This is a genomic window from Legionella sp. PATHC032 (genome assembly GCF_026191185.1).
In the GTDB taxonomy this organism is placed as follows: domain Bacteria; phylum Pseudomonadota; class Gammaproteobacteria; order Legionellales; family Legionellaceae; genus Legionella.
In genome coordinates this window covers 757,357-774,854 of the sequence record NZ_JAPHOV010000001.1, presented here as the reverse complement: position 1 = coordinate 774,854, position 17,498 = coordinate 757,357, and the positions used below count along the sequence as shown (strand labels likewise).

Sequence of the window (17,498 nt, the reverse complement as noted above, 5' to 3'; positions counted from 1 at the left end):
AAAATAGGCTCTCAAATTATCAGCCCACCCATGGCTTTTTTTATTAACCTGATGTTGAACTCAAAATAAAGGAACTTTTAGATTATGATTAACAGAAATATAGTTAACCTGCGTCTATTTCGTATCTACTCTAAACGTTATTTAAAATTTGATTTTGTTGCTGCAATTGTCGTTTTCCTCGTGGCGATTCCTTTATGCTTAGGTATTGCCCTGGCTTCTGGCGCACCTCTTTTTTCTGGTATCTTAAGTGGAATCATTGGCGGTATTGTTGTGGGTATATTTAGCGGCTCACAGGTTAGTGTCAGCGGACCTGCTGCGGGTATGGCAGCCGTTGTATTGGCGGCAATCTCTCAACTTGGTGATTTTAATACCTTCTTATTGGCTCTTACGATTGCAGGCCTTTTACAAATGATAATAGGTGCATTAAGAGCAGGATTCGTTGCAGATTATGTTCCTTCGAACGTAGTTCAAGGCTTACTGTGTTCAATCGGGATCTTGCTAATCATTAAGCAATTACCACTCGCATTCACACTTTCATCAGACTTTGATGAACTTAAAACGCATTTATTGGAAACAACAGAAGGGTTTACAGTAAGCCCTTTATTGGCTTTGTCGCAGCATATTAATGAAGGCGCACTCATAATTACTACTCTTTCATTGGCTATTTTAATCTATTTTGATATAACCAAGAATAAAATTCTGAAGGAAATCCCAGCCCCTATCCTTGTAGTTCTGGCAGGAATACTGTTAAATGAGCTTTTTATCTGGACAAACTCCAGCCTGGCACAAAACTCGCCTCAACTGGTTAATATCCCAGATACCAATGGTTTTTTCCAATTTTTTAGCCATCTTGAATACCCTGACTGGTCTGCCTGGACTAATCCTAAAGTCTATCTCTATGCACTAGTCATATGTATCGTTGCTTCTTTGGAAACGTTGCTTAATCTCAAAGCGTCAGAACGATTGGATAAAAAAAGAAGGCACAGTCCAACTAACCAGGAATTGGTTGCTCAAGGCTTAGGCAATATAACAGCGGGCCTGGTTGGAGGTATACCTGTTACATCAGTCATTGTCAGAACTTCCATTAATATCCATGCCGGCTCAAAAACCAAATTTTCAGCCGTACTCCATGGTTTTTTCATTTTATTTGCTGTCATGTTGATACCAGGCGCATTGAATAAAATCCCTTTATCTTCTCTCGCTGCAATTTTAATTTACACTGGTTATAAATTAAATAAACCGGCAATCTATATTAATATCTTTTCCCAAGGCAGTGATCGATTTATTCCGTTTATAGTGACTGTGATCAGTATTATTACCTTCAACCTCTTGGCAGGTATATTGATAGGTCTGGCTATCAGCCTCTTTTATATATTAAAATCCAATAGTCAGGCTCGTATTGATATCATCAAGGAAATTTATCCAAATGGTTCAACATACCGTTTGATGCTTCCTCAACAAATGACTTTTCTTAACAAAGCTGCATTGGTCGCTGAATTGGATACATTACCCAGACGTTCTCAACTGATTATCGATGCACGTTATTCTCAATACATTGATAAAGAGATCCTTGACTTATTTAATGAATTGAAAGAAGAGTTAGCAGGCAGTAAACAAATTTCTTTAAATTTCACCGGATTTCAGGAACACTATAAAATTCATAACTACATCGATTTCATTACGGTTACAACCTATGATGTTCAAACTAACCTGACGCCCGCACAAGTATTAAACATACTGCTTGAGGGAAATCAGCGCTTTTTAAGCGATAACCGGATTCATCGATCAAACCAAATCGATATAAAATACACTGCAAAAACACAACATCCAATTGCTGTGGTTTTGGCCTGTATCGATTCAAGGGTTCCTGTAGAAACCATCTTTGATATGAGTTTCGGTGATCTTTTTTGTGTCCGCATAGCAGGCAATGTGATTAATGACGATATTTTGGCCAGCATAGAATACGCCTGTAACGTAGTTGGTGCAAAGCTTATCATGGTTCTGGGACATACCCGATGCGGCGCCATTCAATCTGCCTGTGATGGTATTGAAAAGGGTCATATCACCCAATTGCTCTCTAAAATTAAGCCTGCAGTTAACGCAGAAAAAGAAACTACAACAGAACGTAACGGAAAAAATCAAACTTTTGTAAATCATGTCACTGAATTAAATGTTGCAAATACCTTACAGAACATTTATAAAAAAAGTGATATTTTACGGACTATGATAGACAGTAATGAGATAGGGATGGTTGGTGCTATTTATGATGTAAGCAGCGGAAAAGTGAGCTGTAAAACATATACCGAGGAGTTATCCACTTTGGATGGAGACGAAAATAAGCTCCTGGCTCAAAAATTTGAAACCATTCTTTTGGAAGCCAAAGCAAGTTAAATTTTTTTGAAATTGTAAAAACACTGGAAAGAAATCAATTTCTCAAGCCAGGCATAAGATTTTCTACAAGCCATTAAGCTTGGCATATGAAGTTACGCTATATTATTAATGAGAATAAGCTTGTTCTTACGAGTTGCAATATGAGAGATAAAATTATCACCGGGAAAAAAATTATTTTTTCACAATCCGTTGCAAAAGACCAAACAAAAGGTTTATCAAGCTTTTTATCAGAACGGTTTTATTCTGTAAATCAAAGTCATAATCATGCCATTATTATTGGTTCCAGCCTTTCTCACCAAGAGAAGGATATCGAACATGATACCATACTCGATTCCTCCGGCGTGTTAGTGACTACTGATACAAATGGTATTATTAACGGGGCAAGAGTCGCAATTACTGACGGTCTGGGTGGTGGAAATGGCGATCAGGAAGAAGACGACGAGATATACAGAGTATCTCATTCCAGTTGTGAGATTTTTTTGAATTGCGACCAAAATATTGATGCAACTCTAAGCTTGATTACCCAACCAAAAGCCTCTGAGAAAAAACAAACAGCACCAAAAAAATCGCAACTTTCAGAAGCTTCGATGGCTGCTTTTATCTATAAACATAATCAGGGAAAAGGATTCATCGGTGAATTTGCAAATATTGGTGATGGATTAATTATTATCCTGGATAAACGTTTTAAGATAAAACATATGTTACCCGCATGCCACATATATCGAGGATTTGGTACCTGGACTCCACCATCCCTGCAAGCCCTGGCAATAACTGCGAATAAAGACGCACTGCTTGTCAGGAAAACACTTCAACTTGCAGAAGGCGATATTATAATATCCATGACAGATGGGATTTGGGGGGAGTTGAAAACCAGTTTGTTTGCTCAAACCAATGACCGTCGGGATATAGGAGTGGATAAAGAATATTTCAAAACGCTATTTGACGAATTGACAGATGCCCCCTACCCCTCTTCATATGATATCGCTCGTATCATTACCCATCGTGCTATGTCTCGCAGTTTAGAGCGCAGAAAAACATTAACAAAATTAATTCATGAAATAGAACAACAACACTTCCAGGAAAAATCTGTCAAAACCATTAATGAAGTCCTGAAACATTTTATTAAGACCGGTAATACGGAAACAGCACAGACATTAAAAGCAATTCTCTTTGAAGACGGTTTGAGCGATGGAATAACTTATTTTGAAAACATTGAAATCCCGCTGGAGATGGTCATGCAAGATTTAAAAAGTCGTACCGTCGGGGATTGTTCAACCATCAATGTAACGCGCATTCCCTATCATTTAGATGAGCTCATACGAGGTTTTATCAATTACCCCGAGAAACATCAAATCCTGGCCCCACTATTTAAAGCAACGATAAAATCTGAGGCTGATTTAGAAGAAGCATTTCATCGTCTATCACTTGAAATGATACAACCTGAAATCGAGTGCCCAATTTCTGAAGCTCATTTTGAGCGAGCTTTTAAAAAAGAAACCCTTGATAAAACTCAGGCTGTCTTAACTCACTATTTTCGTATTTCCACTGGTTTAGATAGTAAAAAGAGTTATCAGGAACGCTTAAATGATCTGAGCTCTTATTTATTCAAGGAATCCTCTCTGGAAAAAAATGATATTAAATTGCTATTGTCTATGCTGGATAGTGAAATAAAACCAAAAACCGGAGTTTTCCAAACATTGTTTGGGGAAAACCAAAATAAGCTATACAAGGCATTTCACAAAAACATCGATTTGCAATTATTGGAGGGCGAAATAGATAATAAAAAGGAATTCAAATAGCAGTTCTTACCATTTTATTTTCAAGGATGTACCAACTGCTTCCTGAATGGATTTTTTATCGACTTTCCTCGAAATGTCCTGATTTTTAATTAATAATTTTAGTTCGGTGTCAAAAAGTTTCTGACTTCTTTTGATTTGCTCCACTCCTTCGCCAGGAAGATTACCGAGTATCTCTGTAAGTTTACTATCGTAGAGTTCCTTTAAAACCGATAAAACCTCATCATGTGCTTTGGCATCGTTTGATTTTCCTTTAAAAAAGGATACTCCTTCTTTCAGGACATAACCTGTGGGAGTCCTAATCCTGTTATTTTTGATTTGGACGTACAAATCATTAATTTGTGCCATAGCAATTAGCGGATTTTCATCGAGTTCTTTCTTTAAATCGTTCTTAAATTTAAAAGGACGTTCCAAAATAGAATTGGCATCAGAATTTTTAAGAAATTTGGATGAGGAAGAGATATTGGTATGAGCACCTGCCTTCATCAGTTTGACACCTAAGTGAAAATACTGCTTGGATAACACAATATCTAATATTGTTTTTCCCTGAATATCTTTTTTATTTAAATCTACTCCTTCTTTTAAAAGAAAATCACTTAAATTCATAAAATGGATTTCTTCTGTTTCTTTTGAGGATGGAAATGTAGGCATCTCATGCAATGCCTGGTGAAAGGGATTTCTTCCTTCAGAGTTTCTTTTATGAAGTAAGCTACGGTCTTTCTTGACAATATCCAATATGATCGGCAAATCACATCGTCTCATGGCACTATGCAAAATATTATTCCCAAGCCTGTCTTCGAAATCAACCCTTGCCCCCTTTTCCAATAAGATTTTTGCCATTTTCAAATCATTGACTACCACGGCATTATAAAGAGGTGGATTTCCATTGGTATTGGGCTGATTAATTAATTCCTTATCTTTTTCTATGATAATATTAATCAAGGCCTGCCTGTTTTCGGGCTTTGTATAAAAAACATAATGTAGAACCGTATTGCCACTGGTATCGGTTAAACGCGTATTAGCCCCTTTTTTCAATAAGTAACTGACCAATTTTGGATTACCGGAATTTGTAGATAACATTAAAAGCGTCGCTTTTTCTTTAGTTAGCGGCGTATCAATCTCAATACCGGCATGTAAGAATTTTTTAACCAGACTGATGCTTCCCATAGAAATAGCAATTCTCAGGGCTTCTTTATTCAAAAGAATTTTCTCATTTTTAGCAATAATTTTACCTAATGTCTCTTTATCCTTCCGGGCCCATATTGCGTCCAAAAGTTCATCACTAATATCAGCTCCTGAGTTTAATAGTTCATCAAAAATTTTCAATTTATGATTTTTATATGCCAAGGTTATTGCTGAAGAACCGCTGTTATCGGGTTCATTGATCTGAATAACTGCTGTTGTTGTCAAAGCTGATACTAACTCCGGAGTTCCATATTCAGCAGCATAATGGAATGCTGTTTTGCCATGATTATCCTTTATATTTAAAATCTTGATTGCATTCTCCTGGCTTAATACAATTTTTAGTATTTTGCCCATGATTTGCATATTTCCATACTCTGCAGCATAGTGAAGAGCTGTTTTGCCATCGTAATCCTGAAGTGACAAATCCGCTTTTTTTGCAATAAGCTCATCAATCATTGCCATATTCCCTGATAGCACAGCCAAATGAGCGGGAGTTTTACCTACATAAAGAGGTGGAGCTCCTTGCTCTATCCGTTGATTAATGTCGGACTCATTGCAATTTGACATTAATAATTTTACATCATCAGGCTCACTAAGATAGATTGCGCCTCTGTGTAATGGATATTGCTCATTTAATGACGATAAACATTTTTGAACGTTCGATTGCAGCTTCTTCGGATTTAAATCTGAAAAATCCATGTGTGTGATTTTTTCGTAAGATGGACTATCCAGCATGTCCCGAAATTTGGTTTGATCTTCCAAGCTTGAATGATATCCATATAAAAAAATAGGATCCTTTTTTTTACTTTTTTCAATAATTTCTACCGTATTAAAAATGGCTTCCTTTACAACAACTACCAACTCATCCGCGCTATATAAATCAAAAACATTAGGCTCATAAAACGTTGCTGGCGGTAAACCTTGTTGCATTAAAAGAATATTTAATAAATTATTGACAAAAGTTCGGCCATTAGCGTCTCTAAAGGGATGCAATACTTCGTACATTCGAATGTGCTTAACGATAATTTTAAGTTTTTCATCAAGCGTTTCAGCGGTTTTTATTTCCTGATTGTAAGATTGGGTAATTTTTTCCAGGTAGACATCCACATTTTTCATTACTGCAAGATAGAAATGATTGGTATTACTATGCCCATATTTGCACATATCGACATAGATTTGTTTGGCAAGCTCGTGTATTTGTTCAGGATTCAGATTTTTAAAATAGTTCTTATTAAAGCTTGGGCCAAATGGGCCGGCTTTGCCCGGGCCAAATTCAGCTTCTCCTTCTGTAAGAAAGGCAAAGCTCAGGAATTCTTCAATGCCCTTAATTGAGGCCCGGCCAGCTGGAATACCAAATGAAACAGGCTCATTTGTTCTGATTTCACCTGGATTTTTTTCCTGTAATTCCTCTACTTTTTTTCCACACTTCTTGTGTATCTTCTTTATTAAATCAACGTTTAATTCAAATGTCTCACCTGATTTCTCAACTTGCAACGCAATTGAGCATAAACTCTCCAGAGCAGCATTAAGGCATCCTGGTTCTCGCGATTCATAGCCCCTCCATCCATTTTCTTTTGACCAGAAACGTCCATCAACAAATAATCTCCATATTTCTTCGCGTGGATAGGCTTGAAGAAAATATAAGCCAGGCAGATTTGGCATGATTTTTACCAATTAAAAGTACTGATTATTAATAATTATAGGACAGTATGGACTAAACATGGTCTTTTAGGGGGAGAGTTTTTAAGGGGAGTCGAGAAGCCAAGGACTTAAACTAAACATATCGCAAATTGAATGGTGATAAGTATATAATATCCACCTTGATTATTTATAGAAATCCAGGAATAGACATGCGCGCATCTCAATGGTTTTTAGTCACTCAAAAAGAAACTCCCAACGATGCAGAAATAGCATCCCATCAATTAATGTTAAGATCAGGTATGATTCGTAAGCTTGGCTCAGGACTTTATACCTGGATGCCACTTGGCCTTAGAGTACTTCGTAAAGTTGAAAACATAGTTCGGGAAGAGATGAACAAAACTCATGCTATGGAACTGCTTATGCCAGCGGTACAGCCTGCTGAGTTATGGCAAGAAACAGGACGTTGGGAATCCTTTGGTGGTCAATTATTAACCATGAAAGACAGCAATCAAAGAGAGTACTGCTTTGGGCCAACTCATGAAGAAGTCATTACCGATATCATGCGTAATGAATTGCAATCCTATAAACAATTGCCAGTCAATTTTTATCAAATTCAAACCAAATTTCGCGATGAAATAAGGCCACGGTTCGGGGTAATGCGAGCCCGTGAGTTTATTATGAAAGATGCTTATTCCTTCCACCTCAGCCTAGAAAGTCTGCAAGAGACTTACAAAGATATGTATCAGGCCTATTGCAGGATTTTTGATAGAATGGGACTCAAATATCGAGCGGTTGAAGCCGATACAGGAGCAATTGGTGGTTCTGCTTCCCATGAATTTCAGGTACTGGCTGAATCGGGCGAAGATCTGATTTTTTATAGTGACTCCAGTGACTATGCTGCGAATATTGAACAAGCGACCAGCTTAAAACCACCCAAAACGAATAAGCCATGTGATGAAACAATTGCATTGGTCGATACCCCAAATCAAAAAACAATTGATGAAGTGGCAAACTTTCTTGGTATCGCCAGTAATCAAACCATCAAAACCTTGATTGTCAAAGGCAAGGAACATCCTATGGTGGCTCTGGTCTTAAGAGGAGACGATGAACTCAATGAGGTCAAAGCGACAAAACATCCCTTAGTCCACTCTCCTTTGTCTTTTATTGATGAGGAACTGATTTTAAAAACGCTAAAAACTCCCTTGGGTTCCATAGGACCAATCAAATTAAACATTCCTGTCATTGTTGATCATCATGCATTAGCCATGTCTTCATTTGTCTGTGGTGCCAATCAGGCAGATAAACACTTTATGAACGCTGCATGGGAGCGCGATGCAAAATACAATGATGCCTATGATTTACGCAATGTTAAGGAAGGTGATCCAAGCCCTGATGGAAAAGGAATGCTTCACTGCTGTCGTGGAATAGAGGTAGGGCACGTTTTCCAATTGGGTGATAAATATGCCAAAGCCATGAATGCATCTGTTATCAATGAGCAAGGGCAATTACAAACCATGATCATGGGCTGCTATGGATTAGGGATCACTCGTGTAGTCGCTGCCGCGATTGAGCAAAACCATGACGAGCACGGAATCATCTGGCCTCAAGCTTTAGCACCTTTCCAAGTCAATATCATTCCTCTTAATGGTGCGAGATCACAAGCGGTTAAAGAACAGGCGGAGTCACTTTATCAGCAACTCAAATCTCATGGCATTGATGTATTACTCGATGATCGTAATGAAAGAGCAGGTGTATTATTTGCTGATAATGACTTAATAGGAATTCCTCATAGATTAGTGGTCAGTGAGAGAAACCTGGAGCAAGGTTGTGTTGAGTACAAAGCTCGAATTTCAAGCGAAACACAACTGATCAATTTGGATAATGTGATGAATTTTATTATTGAATTAATTAATAAATAATATTTTCTACCCTATTGACGCTGCGTTATCTGCATTCCAGCAATGCTGTTCGGATTAAAAATAACCCGAACAGCATTAAAGAAAAGCCAATAATACAGGACTTGTATTTAAAGAATCACAAATAAAGTTCTTTGCCCAGGTTCACCATATCTCTTTTGGTATTCATTAAATAACGTAAGTTATGGATAAGATAGGTCGTTATCTCGAACTGTTCGAGCTGAGGAGGCATGTATGCCGTCTCGAAGCTCCGTATGGGATTTCATGTTTCGTGTCAAGATTTCGAGACGATACTTATCCATCACTCACCTTAAATATTAAAAACCATTTGAGGTTGCATTAAAGTATCCGTCTGCAACTCTGCTTCAGGATTGAAAAATTCCTCTTCATCATAAGAAAGTATCCTTTTTTTAGACTCTATCGGAGCCTCATTTACTGGATTTATTGGAGGTACAGCTTTAAAACGTTTTAGTTTAGTCTCAAAATCATAAAAATCATTGAGGTCATCAAAACGCTTGATAATGGTATTGGTTTTCCTTTCTTCTTCAAGAATCTTATCTCTTAAAAATTGAATTTTTTTGTTATTAGAGTCCAGCTGTTGTACCAAATTGTGTTGAATCAAAACCAATTCATTAACCAATGTCTCATATTTTGTCATTATTTTTTTAGTTAGCGATGATTGTAAAATGCTATCTGGGCGTCCATGCAATTCATTAAATTGATATCTCCAATCATCCTCGGTCTCTTCCTGACCGAAAATATCGGGAATCAAATGAACAATCCTGTGAGTCATCGCAGAAAACCATGATTTGGGCTGTTCTTCATTGAGCTTATGCATTTTATTATATAATTCGGCAAGATCCGCTTTTAACTGCCCATCTTTTATCTGAGCGATTTGCTCCAAAGTCATCGTATTTCTATCGATGTTTTTTAACGTATTTCTGTCAAGAAAATGATTTTGCATGTTTTCAGGAAACTGGCTGAGGTCTTCAGGTATTTGTCCATTAAGCCACTCCTTTAATGTTAGAATCTCCTTCACTTTGCTTCGACATTGCTCTGGAAACAACTCTACTTCGGTATTGCCCTTGATGCGGTCTTTCAAAAAAGGTAACTGCTTGGCATGGATTCTATTCAAGTTGTGAAGCTCTAATTTATTTTGTTTAATAGAAAATTCGAGCTGACGGTACGCCTCTGTTAATTCAGTTAACCGGGATTTATATTGCATAAATCCTTCGAATAATGGGGATGTCCCTTCTCCTTCAATAATTAACTCTACATACTCATTAAATCCTGTATATCCTTTTTTTACTTTCACGTTAAGAACAGAATATCCTTCTATCCCCTCTAGCTCTTCTTTAATTTTTTGCGCTTTAAAATCAAAATATTTTGACTCATCAATGATATCCTGGTGTTTTTCCTGAAAACTATTCCAAAGAGTGCGAATCATCCCTCGTAATTGCACCAAAGGCTCACGCAATAAGGAATATGAAATGGATAATTCATTGATTTTTTTGCAAAGAACATAATACATTTCATTCAATGTATAAACCTTGCAATTCTCATTTTGCCTTTGCTGAAGTTGCCTTTTAACCTCTTGCCATTCAGAATTGGCATTTAAGATCTGACTGTTATTCTTTTCAAATTCTTCTAAAATAGAACTGAATTTCTCTTGTAACAAATAGTATTGCGCTTCTTCTTTACATTCCTGAATAAAATTAATATCCAGCACCCCTTCGTCTCTACCCAGAACAGCTAAACCATCCATGGTATTTAATGTTTGATGAATCAAATCACGTGTATTTTTGTGGCCAAATGAAAAGATCCAAACATCGTCCAATTGAGCTTGATGTTTGCATAAAGTTTTATATAATTTTTTGATGGCTACCTGTTTGGATGAAGAATCTCTCGCTTGTTTTACTTCATTAACCAAAGCCAATATTTCATTCGCTGCTGTTTTTACCGCTGACCGCTCAATCCAATACCACGGACCTCTGTTTTCAGGCTTAGCCCAAGCCAATGTCTTGTCAAGATGATGAATGATTTGCTCTGCAGTATTATCCAGATAGGTTTCTTTTAAAATCTGAAGTTCTTTATGCTCTTCAAAACCCGCTAGCTGATAGACTCTCAGCATGTCACTGATGATTGGCTGCATGCGGAATTTTTCGCTCAATTTCTCCTTGTCTAACCATCTGCTTTCATAATCAATTAATAACAACTCGAGAGCAAGAAAGTTATCTGCATTATTAGCCCTCTCTATTAGACCTTGTTTAACACTGGCCGGTAACGAGGAGTTATTGATTTCTTTGCTAATATCCCTGATCCACAATTTCAGTTGGCTGTTCACAAAAGCTAATCGATAGGGCTCTGAATCACCATCATGGTAGCTTAACATAGCGCCAGTTACTTCTACTGCTGATTCAAGGTGACGATGACTGCGCTTTTTCTCTTGAGCTACTTCCTTTTTCTTTAAACGAGCTGATAATTTACTCCACTGTATTTGCTCACTTAAATTGACCTCTTCCAAATATTTACAACGTAATGCATTGACAGAGTCATTGGAGAATTTATTTTCTGTTTTTGCTTTCAACTGATTTCGGTTTAGACTCCAAATGCTGGAAACGGATTTCTCATAGACTTGAATTGCCTTTTCCAATTCCCTGGTTTGTAAGCGCTGAAAAACATCCCTGCGGACATAGGGGTTTGGATACATTTTTTTAGGATCAGAATCTTCCAAACACTTTGTCCATTGCTTCTTTAGCGAATCAATCAAATCGTTTCTTTGCGCAAATAATTCATTATCCAGCTGTCTCCATTCTGACTTGGGGTAAATCAAATGCAAAAATGCTTGCCATTCTTCCAATTGATTTAACACCACCTGTTGAATATTAGAAACAGATTGAATGATATACTGTTTAACTGCTTCTTCTCTTCGTGCATCAGCTGAATTTTGCGTATTTAATTCTTCTCGCAAATTCTTCCTGGCTGGAAAAATCCGATAACCCACATCCATATCGAATCGTCTGGTTTGCCCAACCATTTCACCAGCAGTTCCCTCTGTTTCGGTGATCCTGAGGACACGTCCTTTTCCTTTATAATCATCAAACAGTGAAAAAAAATGAGATAAAATTCTATCGTCTACATTAGAAAAATCAATGTCATTAAGAATGAGATGGCTGGAAACAGGATGGCCGTATCTATCTATAGACAGTTCTTCATCCTCTACCGCTGCGTGAGAGCGATAGGAGGTCAAATCAGAAAGTGTCGAGTAATTAATACCCCCAACCCGGTAAGTACCAAACTCAGAATTCGCCTCTACCACAGAGGAAGGTATACCCAAACAGGTAAAGAAATCTCTATCACCTTTTTCAAGATAACCCTGAGCTATTAATCTGTGATTTGCAAAACACACGTCGACTGTACCACCCGCCGCAAGCACCCATTGCATAGCCGCAAGGACTGCTGCAGGTGGAGCACTCGAGTTTTCATTAGAACTGACTTCCAGCAACACATTTTGTTCTTGATGATGTAAAGACAATAAAAGAGAAATCATTTGTGTAGTATCAAAGAGTAAGCCGGTACTACGAAAATACTGCTCTCGCATTACTGCGACTAACTTCAATTGAGTTCGCAATTTATCCTCTTTGCGAATATCCAGTCTTCTCATCTCTATAATTAAAAAATCAGACAACTCCTGCAACTTATCTCTGCCTAATTGAGTTAAATCAGTATAGGTTGCATTCGCTATTTTTAGAGGAAAATCCCTGCCTATCGCATTGATAAATACAACTTGTTGAGCCAATTCATATTGTTCTTTACACGATAAACCCGCCCCATTATCAACACTTTGAATCCTGGCAACAACCTCTTGAATTTGACTTGCATCAAATTGCTCATTAAGAATTTGCTCTCTTGTTTTAAGCAAAATGCCCTCTTGATTCACTTTGGAAGCTCTGGCTCCTGTTGGATCTCTATCAAATGAATCAATATATAATTTTAACTCTCTTGAGTATTCGCGTAATTTCTCAGAAAAAACATCTAATGTGGGATAAGGAGGGTAGTCAAATAAAGAAGAAATATCGTCTAATAAGACACTATGGATCTCAAGCCAAGACTGAACATTGAATAATAAATCAGCCTTTACAGACTCAACATTTCTTCCAAGTATGGTCAGTATTTTTATCCATTGTTCTAAGGTTTTGTCATCCGTTTTTTCAAGCTTATTGATAAGACGGCAATATCTCATCAATTCTGATTTGTCGCAATTATTACTTGATTTGATGAGTACCGTTAATAAGGAAACCAACTCAGGAAGGTCTGTCGATTTGGAGTCGATAATCGCTGATGTGGCTCGAATAAATTGTATAAGCAAATCATTCTCGACATCCAAACCAGCTTTTTCTACTGCCTCAATCACTGCATCAAATAAGGATTGTGATTTGTTTTCATCGATTCCCTTCAGAATATTGAATTCGATTAATTCCTTCAAGAGTTTGATCTCATTATTAATGAATTCAATTTGTTCATCATTTCTTGCCAAACAACCCGTAAATTCCTTTATACCTTTGAAATTTAATTGATTTCGAGTGATTTTCATGCCTTGAATTCCCTGAAAAATAGAATGCCCTCATTATATATAAGCTGCATAAAATGTAGCAGATAAATGTGAAAGAAAATTTGAAATATTACTCAATATCCAAGACAGCATTTAACAGCTGCCTGGTATAAGGATGTTCGGGTTGCCGAAGTACTTTTTCGCATGATCCATATTCGACAGCCAAGCCGTCTTTCATGACTAATACATCATCAGCGATATAAGAGACAACCCCCATGTTATGGGTTATAAACAAATAAGAAATACCTCTTTGTTGTTGCAATTCCTTTAACAAATTAAGAATTTGTGCCTGAACCGATACATCAAGAGCACTGGTTGGCTCATCGCAGATTAAAATATCGGGTTCTGTTGCCAGAGCTCTCGCAATGCAGATCCGTTGTCTTTGTCCACCGGAAAACTGATGGGGGTATCGATGCAGACTGGCACTTGGTAAGTTAACTTGCTCAATTAGGGATTTTTGTTGTTTTCTGATGTAAGAAGACTTCATCCCTTGTGCATGCATCCCTTCTGCTATGATCTCTCCAACAGTCATGCGTGGATTCATAGAAGAAAAAGGATCTTGAAAAATAATCTGTACTTTTTTTCTGTATCTTCTTAACACACCTCCTGTCATAGACAATACATCTCTATCCTTATATCTGATTTTCCCCCCGGCAACTGGCAATAACCTCAGCAAAGCACGGCTTGCTGTTGTTTTCCCGCAGCCCGATTCACCAACCAAAGCCAAGGTTTTACCTCTGGAAAGAGTGAATGATAAACCATCAACGGCTTTGAAAATGGTATTTTTACGGCTCAAAAATCCCTTCTTATGTATAAAATGAACTGATAAATCATTTACTGTGAACACGATCTCTTGTTTTTCAACCGAAGGAACCCAGCTGATTTTATTTTTATCCAGTAATGGCAATTCTTTGATATCAGGATACAAATGACATCTCAATAGACGCTGTTCAACTTCTTGTAATTGAGGCTCCTCATGATGACATCGTTCAAAAGCATAAATACAGCGTGTGTGGAAGCGACACCCTGAAGGCATAGACTCTAAAGAAGGCACCATACCGCTAATAATAGATAGTCTCTCATTTCTTTTTGCAAATGAAGGTAAGGATGCCAAAAGTTGCTGTACATAGGGATGACTCACTTTTGAAAAAAAATCTTGCACTGATGCTTGTTCCACTACTTGTCCTGCGTACATCACACAAACTCTATCAGCCATGGTTTTAGCCACACCCAGATCATGAGTAATTAATAACAAACTCATATGATGTTTCTTTTGTATTTTTTTTAGTAACGCCAGTATTTGAGCCTGGATAGTCACATCCAAAGCCGTAGTAGGTTCATCAGCAATAAGGATATCTGGTTCACACGCCAAGGCCATAGCAATAACCACTCTCTGCTTTTGACCACCAGACAATTGATGTGGGTATTGATAAATTCTCATGTGCGGTTGAGGCATTTCTACCTCATTCAATAACAATATTACTCTTTCTTTTAGTTGCTCTTTTGTCAAAGACCGATGCCTTTTTAAAACCTCAGCGATCTGCTCTCCGATTGTTAGTACAGGATTTAAGGCAGTCATCGGCTCTTGAAAAATCATCGCAAGCCTGCGCCCCCTTAACTCCCTCATCATTTTCTCAGGTAAATTTAAGATGTCTTCATCGTGAATATTGATTTGGCTGTCAATCCCATAGACTCCTGCTCTGGGCAGCAACCTCATCATGGCCAATGAGGTTAACGATTTACCACATCCTGACTCCCCAAGTAAAACCAAAGTCTCCCCTGGATTTAGACTAAAACTTAATTTATCCAAAGCCAGAACTGTATTATCAGGGCTTTTAAAAGCAACTGATAGTTGATTAATTTCAGCGGTGTTTTGCATGGAATTTGCCACAAATAATGATAACTACACTCTAACAAGAGAGAGGTGATAGTAGCAATAAAAATACCATACCACTCTGAGCAAAAGAATGTTTGTGATAGAATAATTACAATTAATATTTGAGTGAATACCCATGTCAGAAAACTACACTGCGGAAGCGATTGAAGTCTTAAGTGGTCTTGAGCCTGTTCAACGACGTCCCGGTATGTATACCGACACGACACGCCCCAACCATTTGGCTCAGGAAGTGATTGATAATAGCGTAGATGAAGTACTTGCTGGATTTGCTAGCCGTATTATTGTTACGTTACATGAAGATGGTTCTATTGAAGTCGAGGATGATGGCCGAGGTATGCCAGTCGATTTGCATCCTCAACTGGGCTTAAGTGGTGTCGAGGTTATTATGACTCGACTTCATGCCGGAGGTAAGTTTTCAGATAAAAACTACAGCTTTTCTGGTGGCTTGCATGGCGTTGGGGTGTCCGTGGTAAATGCCTTGTCAGAACGACTTGACGTCACCATAAAGCGCAATGGGATCATTTATCAAATGACCTTTGCTAATGGTGACAAATTATGTGAATTAAATGAAACCGGGGTTACAAAAAAAAGAGAGACTGGTACTGTTATACGTTTTTGGCCTAATGGCAAATATTTTGATACCACAAAAATTTCTGTAAAACACCTGACTCACGTATTGAGAGCAAAAGCGGTATTGTGTAGTGGCTTGTCCATGACCTTTATCAATAAAATCACCAATGAAGAAATGAACTGGTGTTATGAACAAGGTTTAACTGATTATTTGAGGCAAACCTTGCCTGAAGATTATTTGCCTGAAGAACCTTTTGCCGGCGCATTCAAAAGTGATGAAGCAACCGTTGATTGGGCTTTGGCATGGTCAGACTCTGCTAATGGCAATTTAAATGAAAGTTATGTGAATTTAATCCCGACAATACAAGGCGGTACTCACGTCAATGGATTACGTTCAGGATTATTTGAAGCCATGTCTGAATTTTGTGAGCTGAGAAACCTTCTTCCTCGCGGAGTAAAATTGACTGCAGATGATCTATGGGAATCATGCCAATACGTTTTGTCAGTCAAAATGAAAGAGCCTCAATTTGCAGGACAAACCAAAGAGCGATTGAGCTCACGCCAAACCTCAGGATTAGTTAGTAATGTTATAAAAGATGCTTTTGCAATTTGGTTGAATCAGCATCGCAACCAAGGCGAAGCCTTAGCAGCCCTCGCAATAGAACGCGCACAGAAAAGACTAAAACAAGCCAAGCAAGTGGCACGCAAACGCGTCAGCCAGGGGCCAGCTTTACCTGGAAAATTAGCCGATTGCTTGCAAACGGATTTAAGTCAAGCGGAACTGTTCCTGGTTGAAGGAGATTCGGCTGGGGGGTCAGCCAAACAAGCCCGCAATAAAGATTATCAGGCCATTTTACCCTTACGTGGAAAAATACTTAATTCATGGGAAGTAGATTCTTCACAAGTTCTGGCTTCCCAGGAAATTCATGATATATCTGTTGCTATAGGCGTCGATCCTGGCTCCAGTGATCTTGAGGGTCTTCGCTATGGAAAAATCTGTATTCTTGCTGATGCAGACTCTGATGGAGCTCATATTGCAACATTGATATGTGCCTTGTTTTTAAGACACTTCAAACCTCTGGTTAAAGCAGGTCATGTTTTTGTAGCTATGCCCCCACTCTATCGAATCGATGCAGGGAAGCTGATTCATTATGCCCTGGATGATGAAGAAAAAAATAGAATCGTTCAACATCTCACTCAAACCACAAAATCAAAAGTGAATGTGCAACGATTCAAAGGATTAGGTGAAATGAATCCCATTCAACTTAGAGAAACCACAATGGATCCCAATACAAGACGTCTGGTGCAACTTACTCTTGATGATGAAGAGCAAACGGAAGCCATTATGGATATGATGCTCAACAAAAAACGAGCAGCCGATAGAAAGATCTGGCTAGAAACAAAAGGAAACCTTGCTGAAATATAAGTCAGGGTGTATTGACAATTGGCAATATACAGCCCGCATCACGATAGAACAAGACTACAAATGA

7 protein-coding genes are annotated in these 17,498 nt (G+C 38.0%); 4 read left to right on the top strand and 3 right to left on the bottom strand.

Annotation, left to right across the window (positions count from 1 at the left end):
- Window positions 1–84 precede the first annotated feature (84 nt).
- Window positions 85–2,391: a bifunctional SulP family inorganic anion transporter/carbonic anhydrase gene (locus tag OQJ02_RS03510; RefSeq protein WP_265717890.1), complete on the top strand. Its 2,307-nt coding sequence runs from the start codon at window positions 85–87 to the stop codon at window positions 2,389–2,391.
- 86 nt (window positions 2,392–2,477) lie between these two features.
- On the top strand, window positions 2,478–4,190 hold the full coding sequence (locus OQJ02_RS03505) for a phosphocholine hydrolase Lem3 (RefSeq protein ID WP_265717889.1): 1,713 nt from the start codon (window positions 2,478–2,480) through the stop codon (window positions 4,188–4,190).
- Between the two features lie 6 nt (window positions 4,191–4,196).
- Here the strand turns inward: OQJ02_RS03505 and ankX are convergent, their stop codons facing one another.
- On the bottom strand, window positions 4,197–7,046 hold the full coding sequence (gene ankX, locus OQJ02_RS03500; RefSeq protein WP_265717888.1) for a Dot/Icm T4SS effector AnkN/AnkX/LegA8: 2,850 nt from the start codon (window positions 7,044–7,046) through the stop codon (window positions 4,197–4,199).
- Window positions 7,047–7,222: 176 nt separating this feature from the next.
- Here ankX and OQJ02_RS03495 point away from each other — a divergent pair, with 176 nt between their 5' ends.
- Window positions 7,223–8,932 (top strand): proline--tRNA ligase, encoded by a 1,710-nt coding sequence (locus OQJ02_RS03495; protein ID WP_265717887.1) that lies wholly within the window; start codon window positions 7,223–7,225, stop codon window positions 8,930–8,932.
- 307 nt (window positions 8,933–9,239) lie between these two features.
- Here the strand turns inward: OQJ02_RS03495 and OQJ02_RS03490 are convergent, their stop codons facing one another.
- Both OQJ02_RS03490 and OQJ02_RS03485 read right to left on the bottom strand, forming a co-directional pair.
- Window positions 9,240–13,523 (bottom strand): hypothetical protein, encoded by a 4,284-nt coding sequence (locus OQJ02_RS03490; protein WP_265717886.1) that lies wholly within the window; start codon window positions 13,521–13,523, stop codon window positions 9,240–9,242.
- Between the two features lie 88 nt (window positions 13,524–13,611).
- Window positions 13,612–15,420 carry a dipeptide ABC transporter ATP-binding protein gene (locus OQJ02_RS03485; protein WP_265717885.1) on the bottom strand — a complete coding sequence of 603 codons (1,809 nt, stop codon included), beginning with the start codon at window positions 15,418–15,420 and terminating at the stop codon, window positions 13,612–13,614.
- Between the two features lie 133 nt (window positions 15,421–15,553).
- On the opposite strand from OQJ02_RS03485, the gene parE reads away from it, so the two are divergent.
- Window positions 15,554–17,434 carry a DNA topoisomerase IV subunit B gene (gene parE / locus OQJ02_RS03480; RefSeq protein ID WP_265717884.1) on the top strand — a complete coding sequence of 627 codons (1,881 nt, stop codon included), beginning with the start codon at window positions 15,554–15,556 and terminating at the stop codon, window positions 17,432–17,434.
- Window positions 17,435–17,498 lie beyond the last annotated feature (64 nt).

Excerpts from the sequence above, each read along its gene's own strand:
- parE (WP_265717884.1), top strand. The coding sequence starts at position 15,554 with ATGTCAGAAAACTACACTGCGGAAGCGATTGAAGTCTTAAGTGGTCTT.
- OQJ02_RS03490 (WP_265717886.1), bottom strand. The coding sequence starts at position 13,523 with ATGAAAATCACTCGAAATCAATTAAATTTCAAAGGTATAAAGGAATTT.
- OQJ02_RS03505 (WP_265717889.1), top strand. The coding sequence starts at position 2,478 with ATGAAGTTACGCTATATTATTAATGAGAATAAGCTTGTTCTTACGAGT.
- OQJ02_RS03485 (WP_265717885.1), bottom strand. The coding sequence starts at position 15,420 with ATGCAAAACACCGCTGAAATTAATCAACTATCAGTTGCTTTTAAAAGC.
- OQJ02_RS03510 (WP_265717890.1), top strand. The coding sequence starts at position 85 with ATGATTAACAGAAATATAGTTAACCTGCGTCTATTTCGTATCTACTCT.
- OQJ02_RS03495 (WP_265717887.1), top strand. The coding sequence starts at position 7,223 with ATGCGCGCATCTCAATGGTTTTTAGTCACTCAAAAAGAAACTCCCAAC.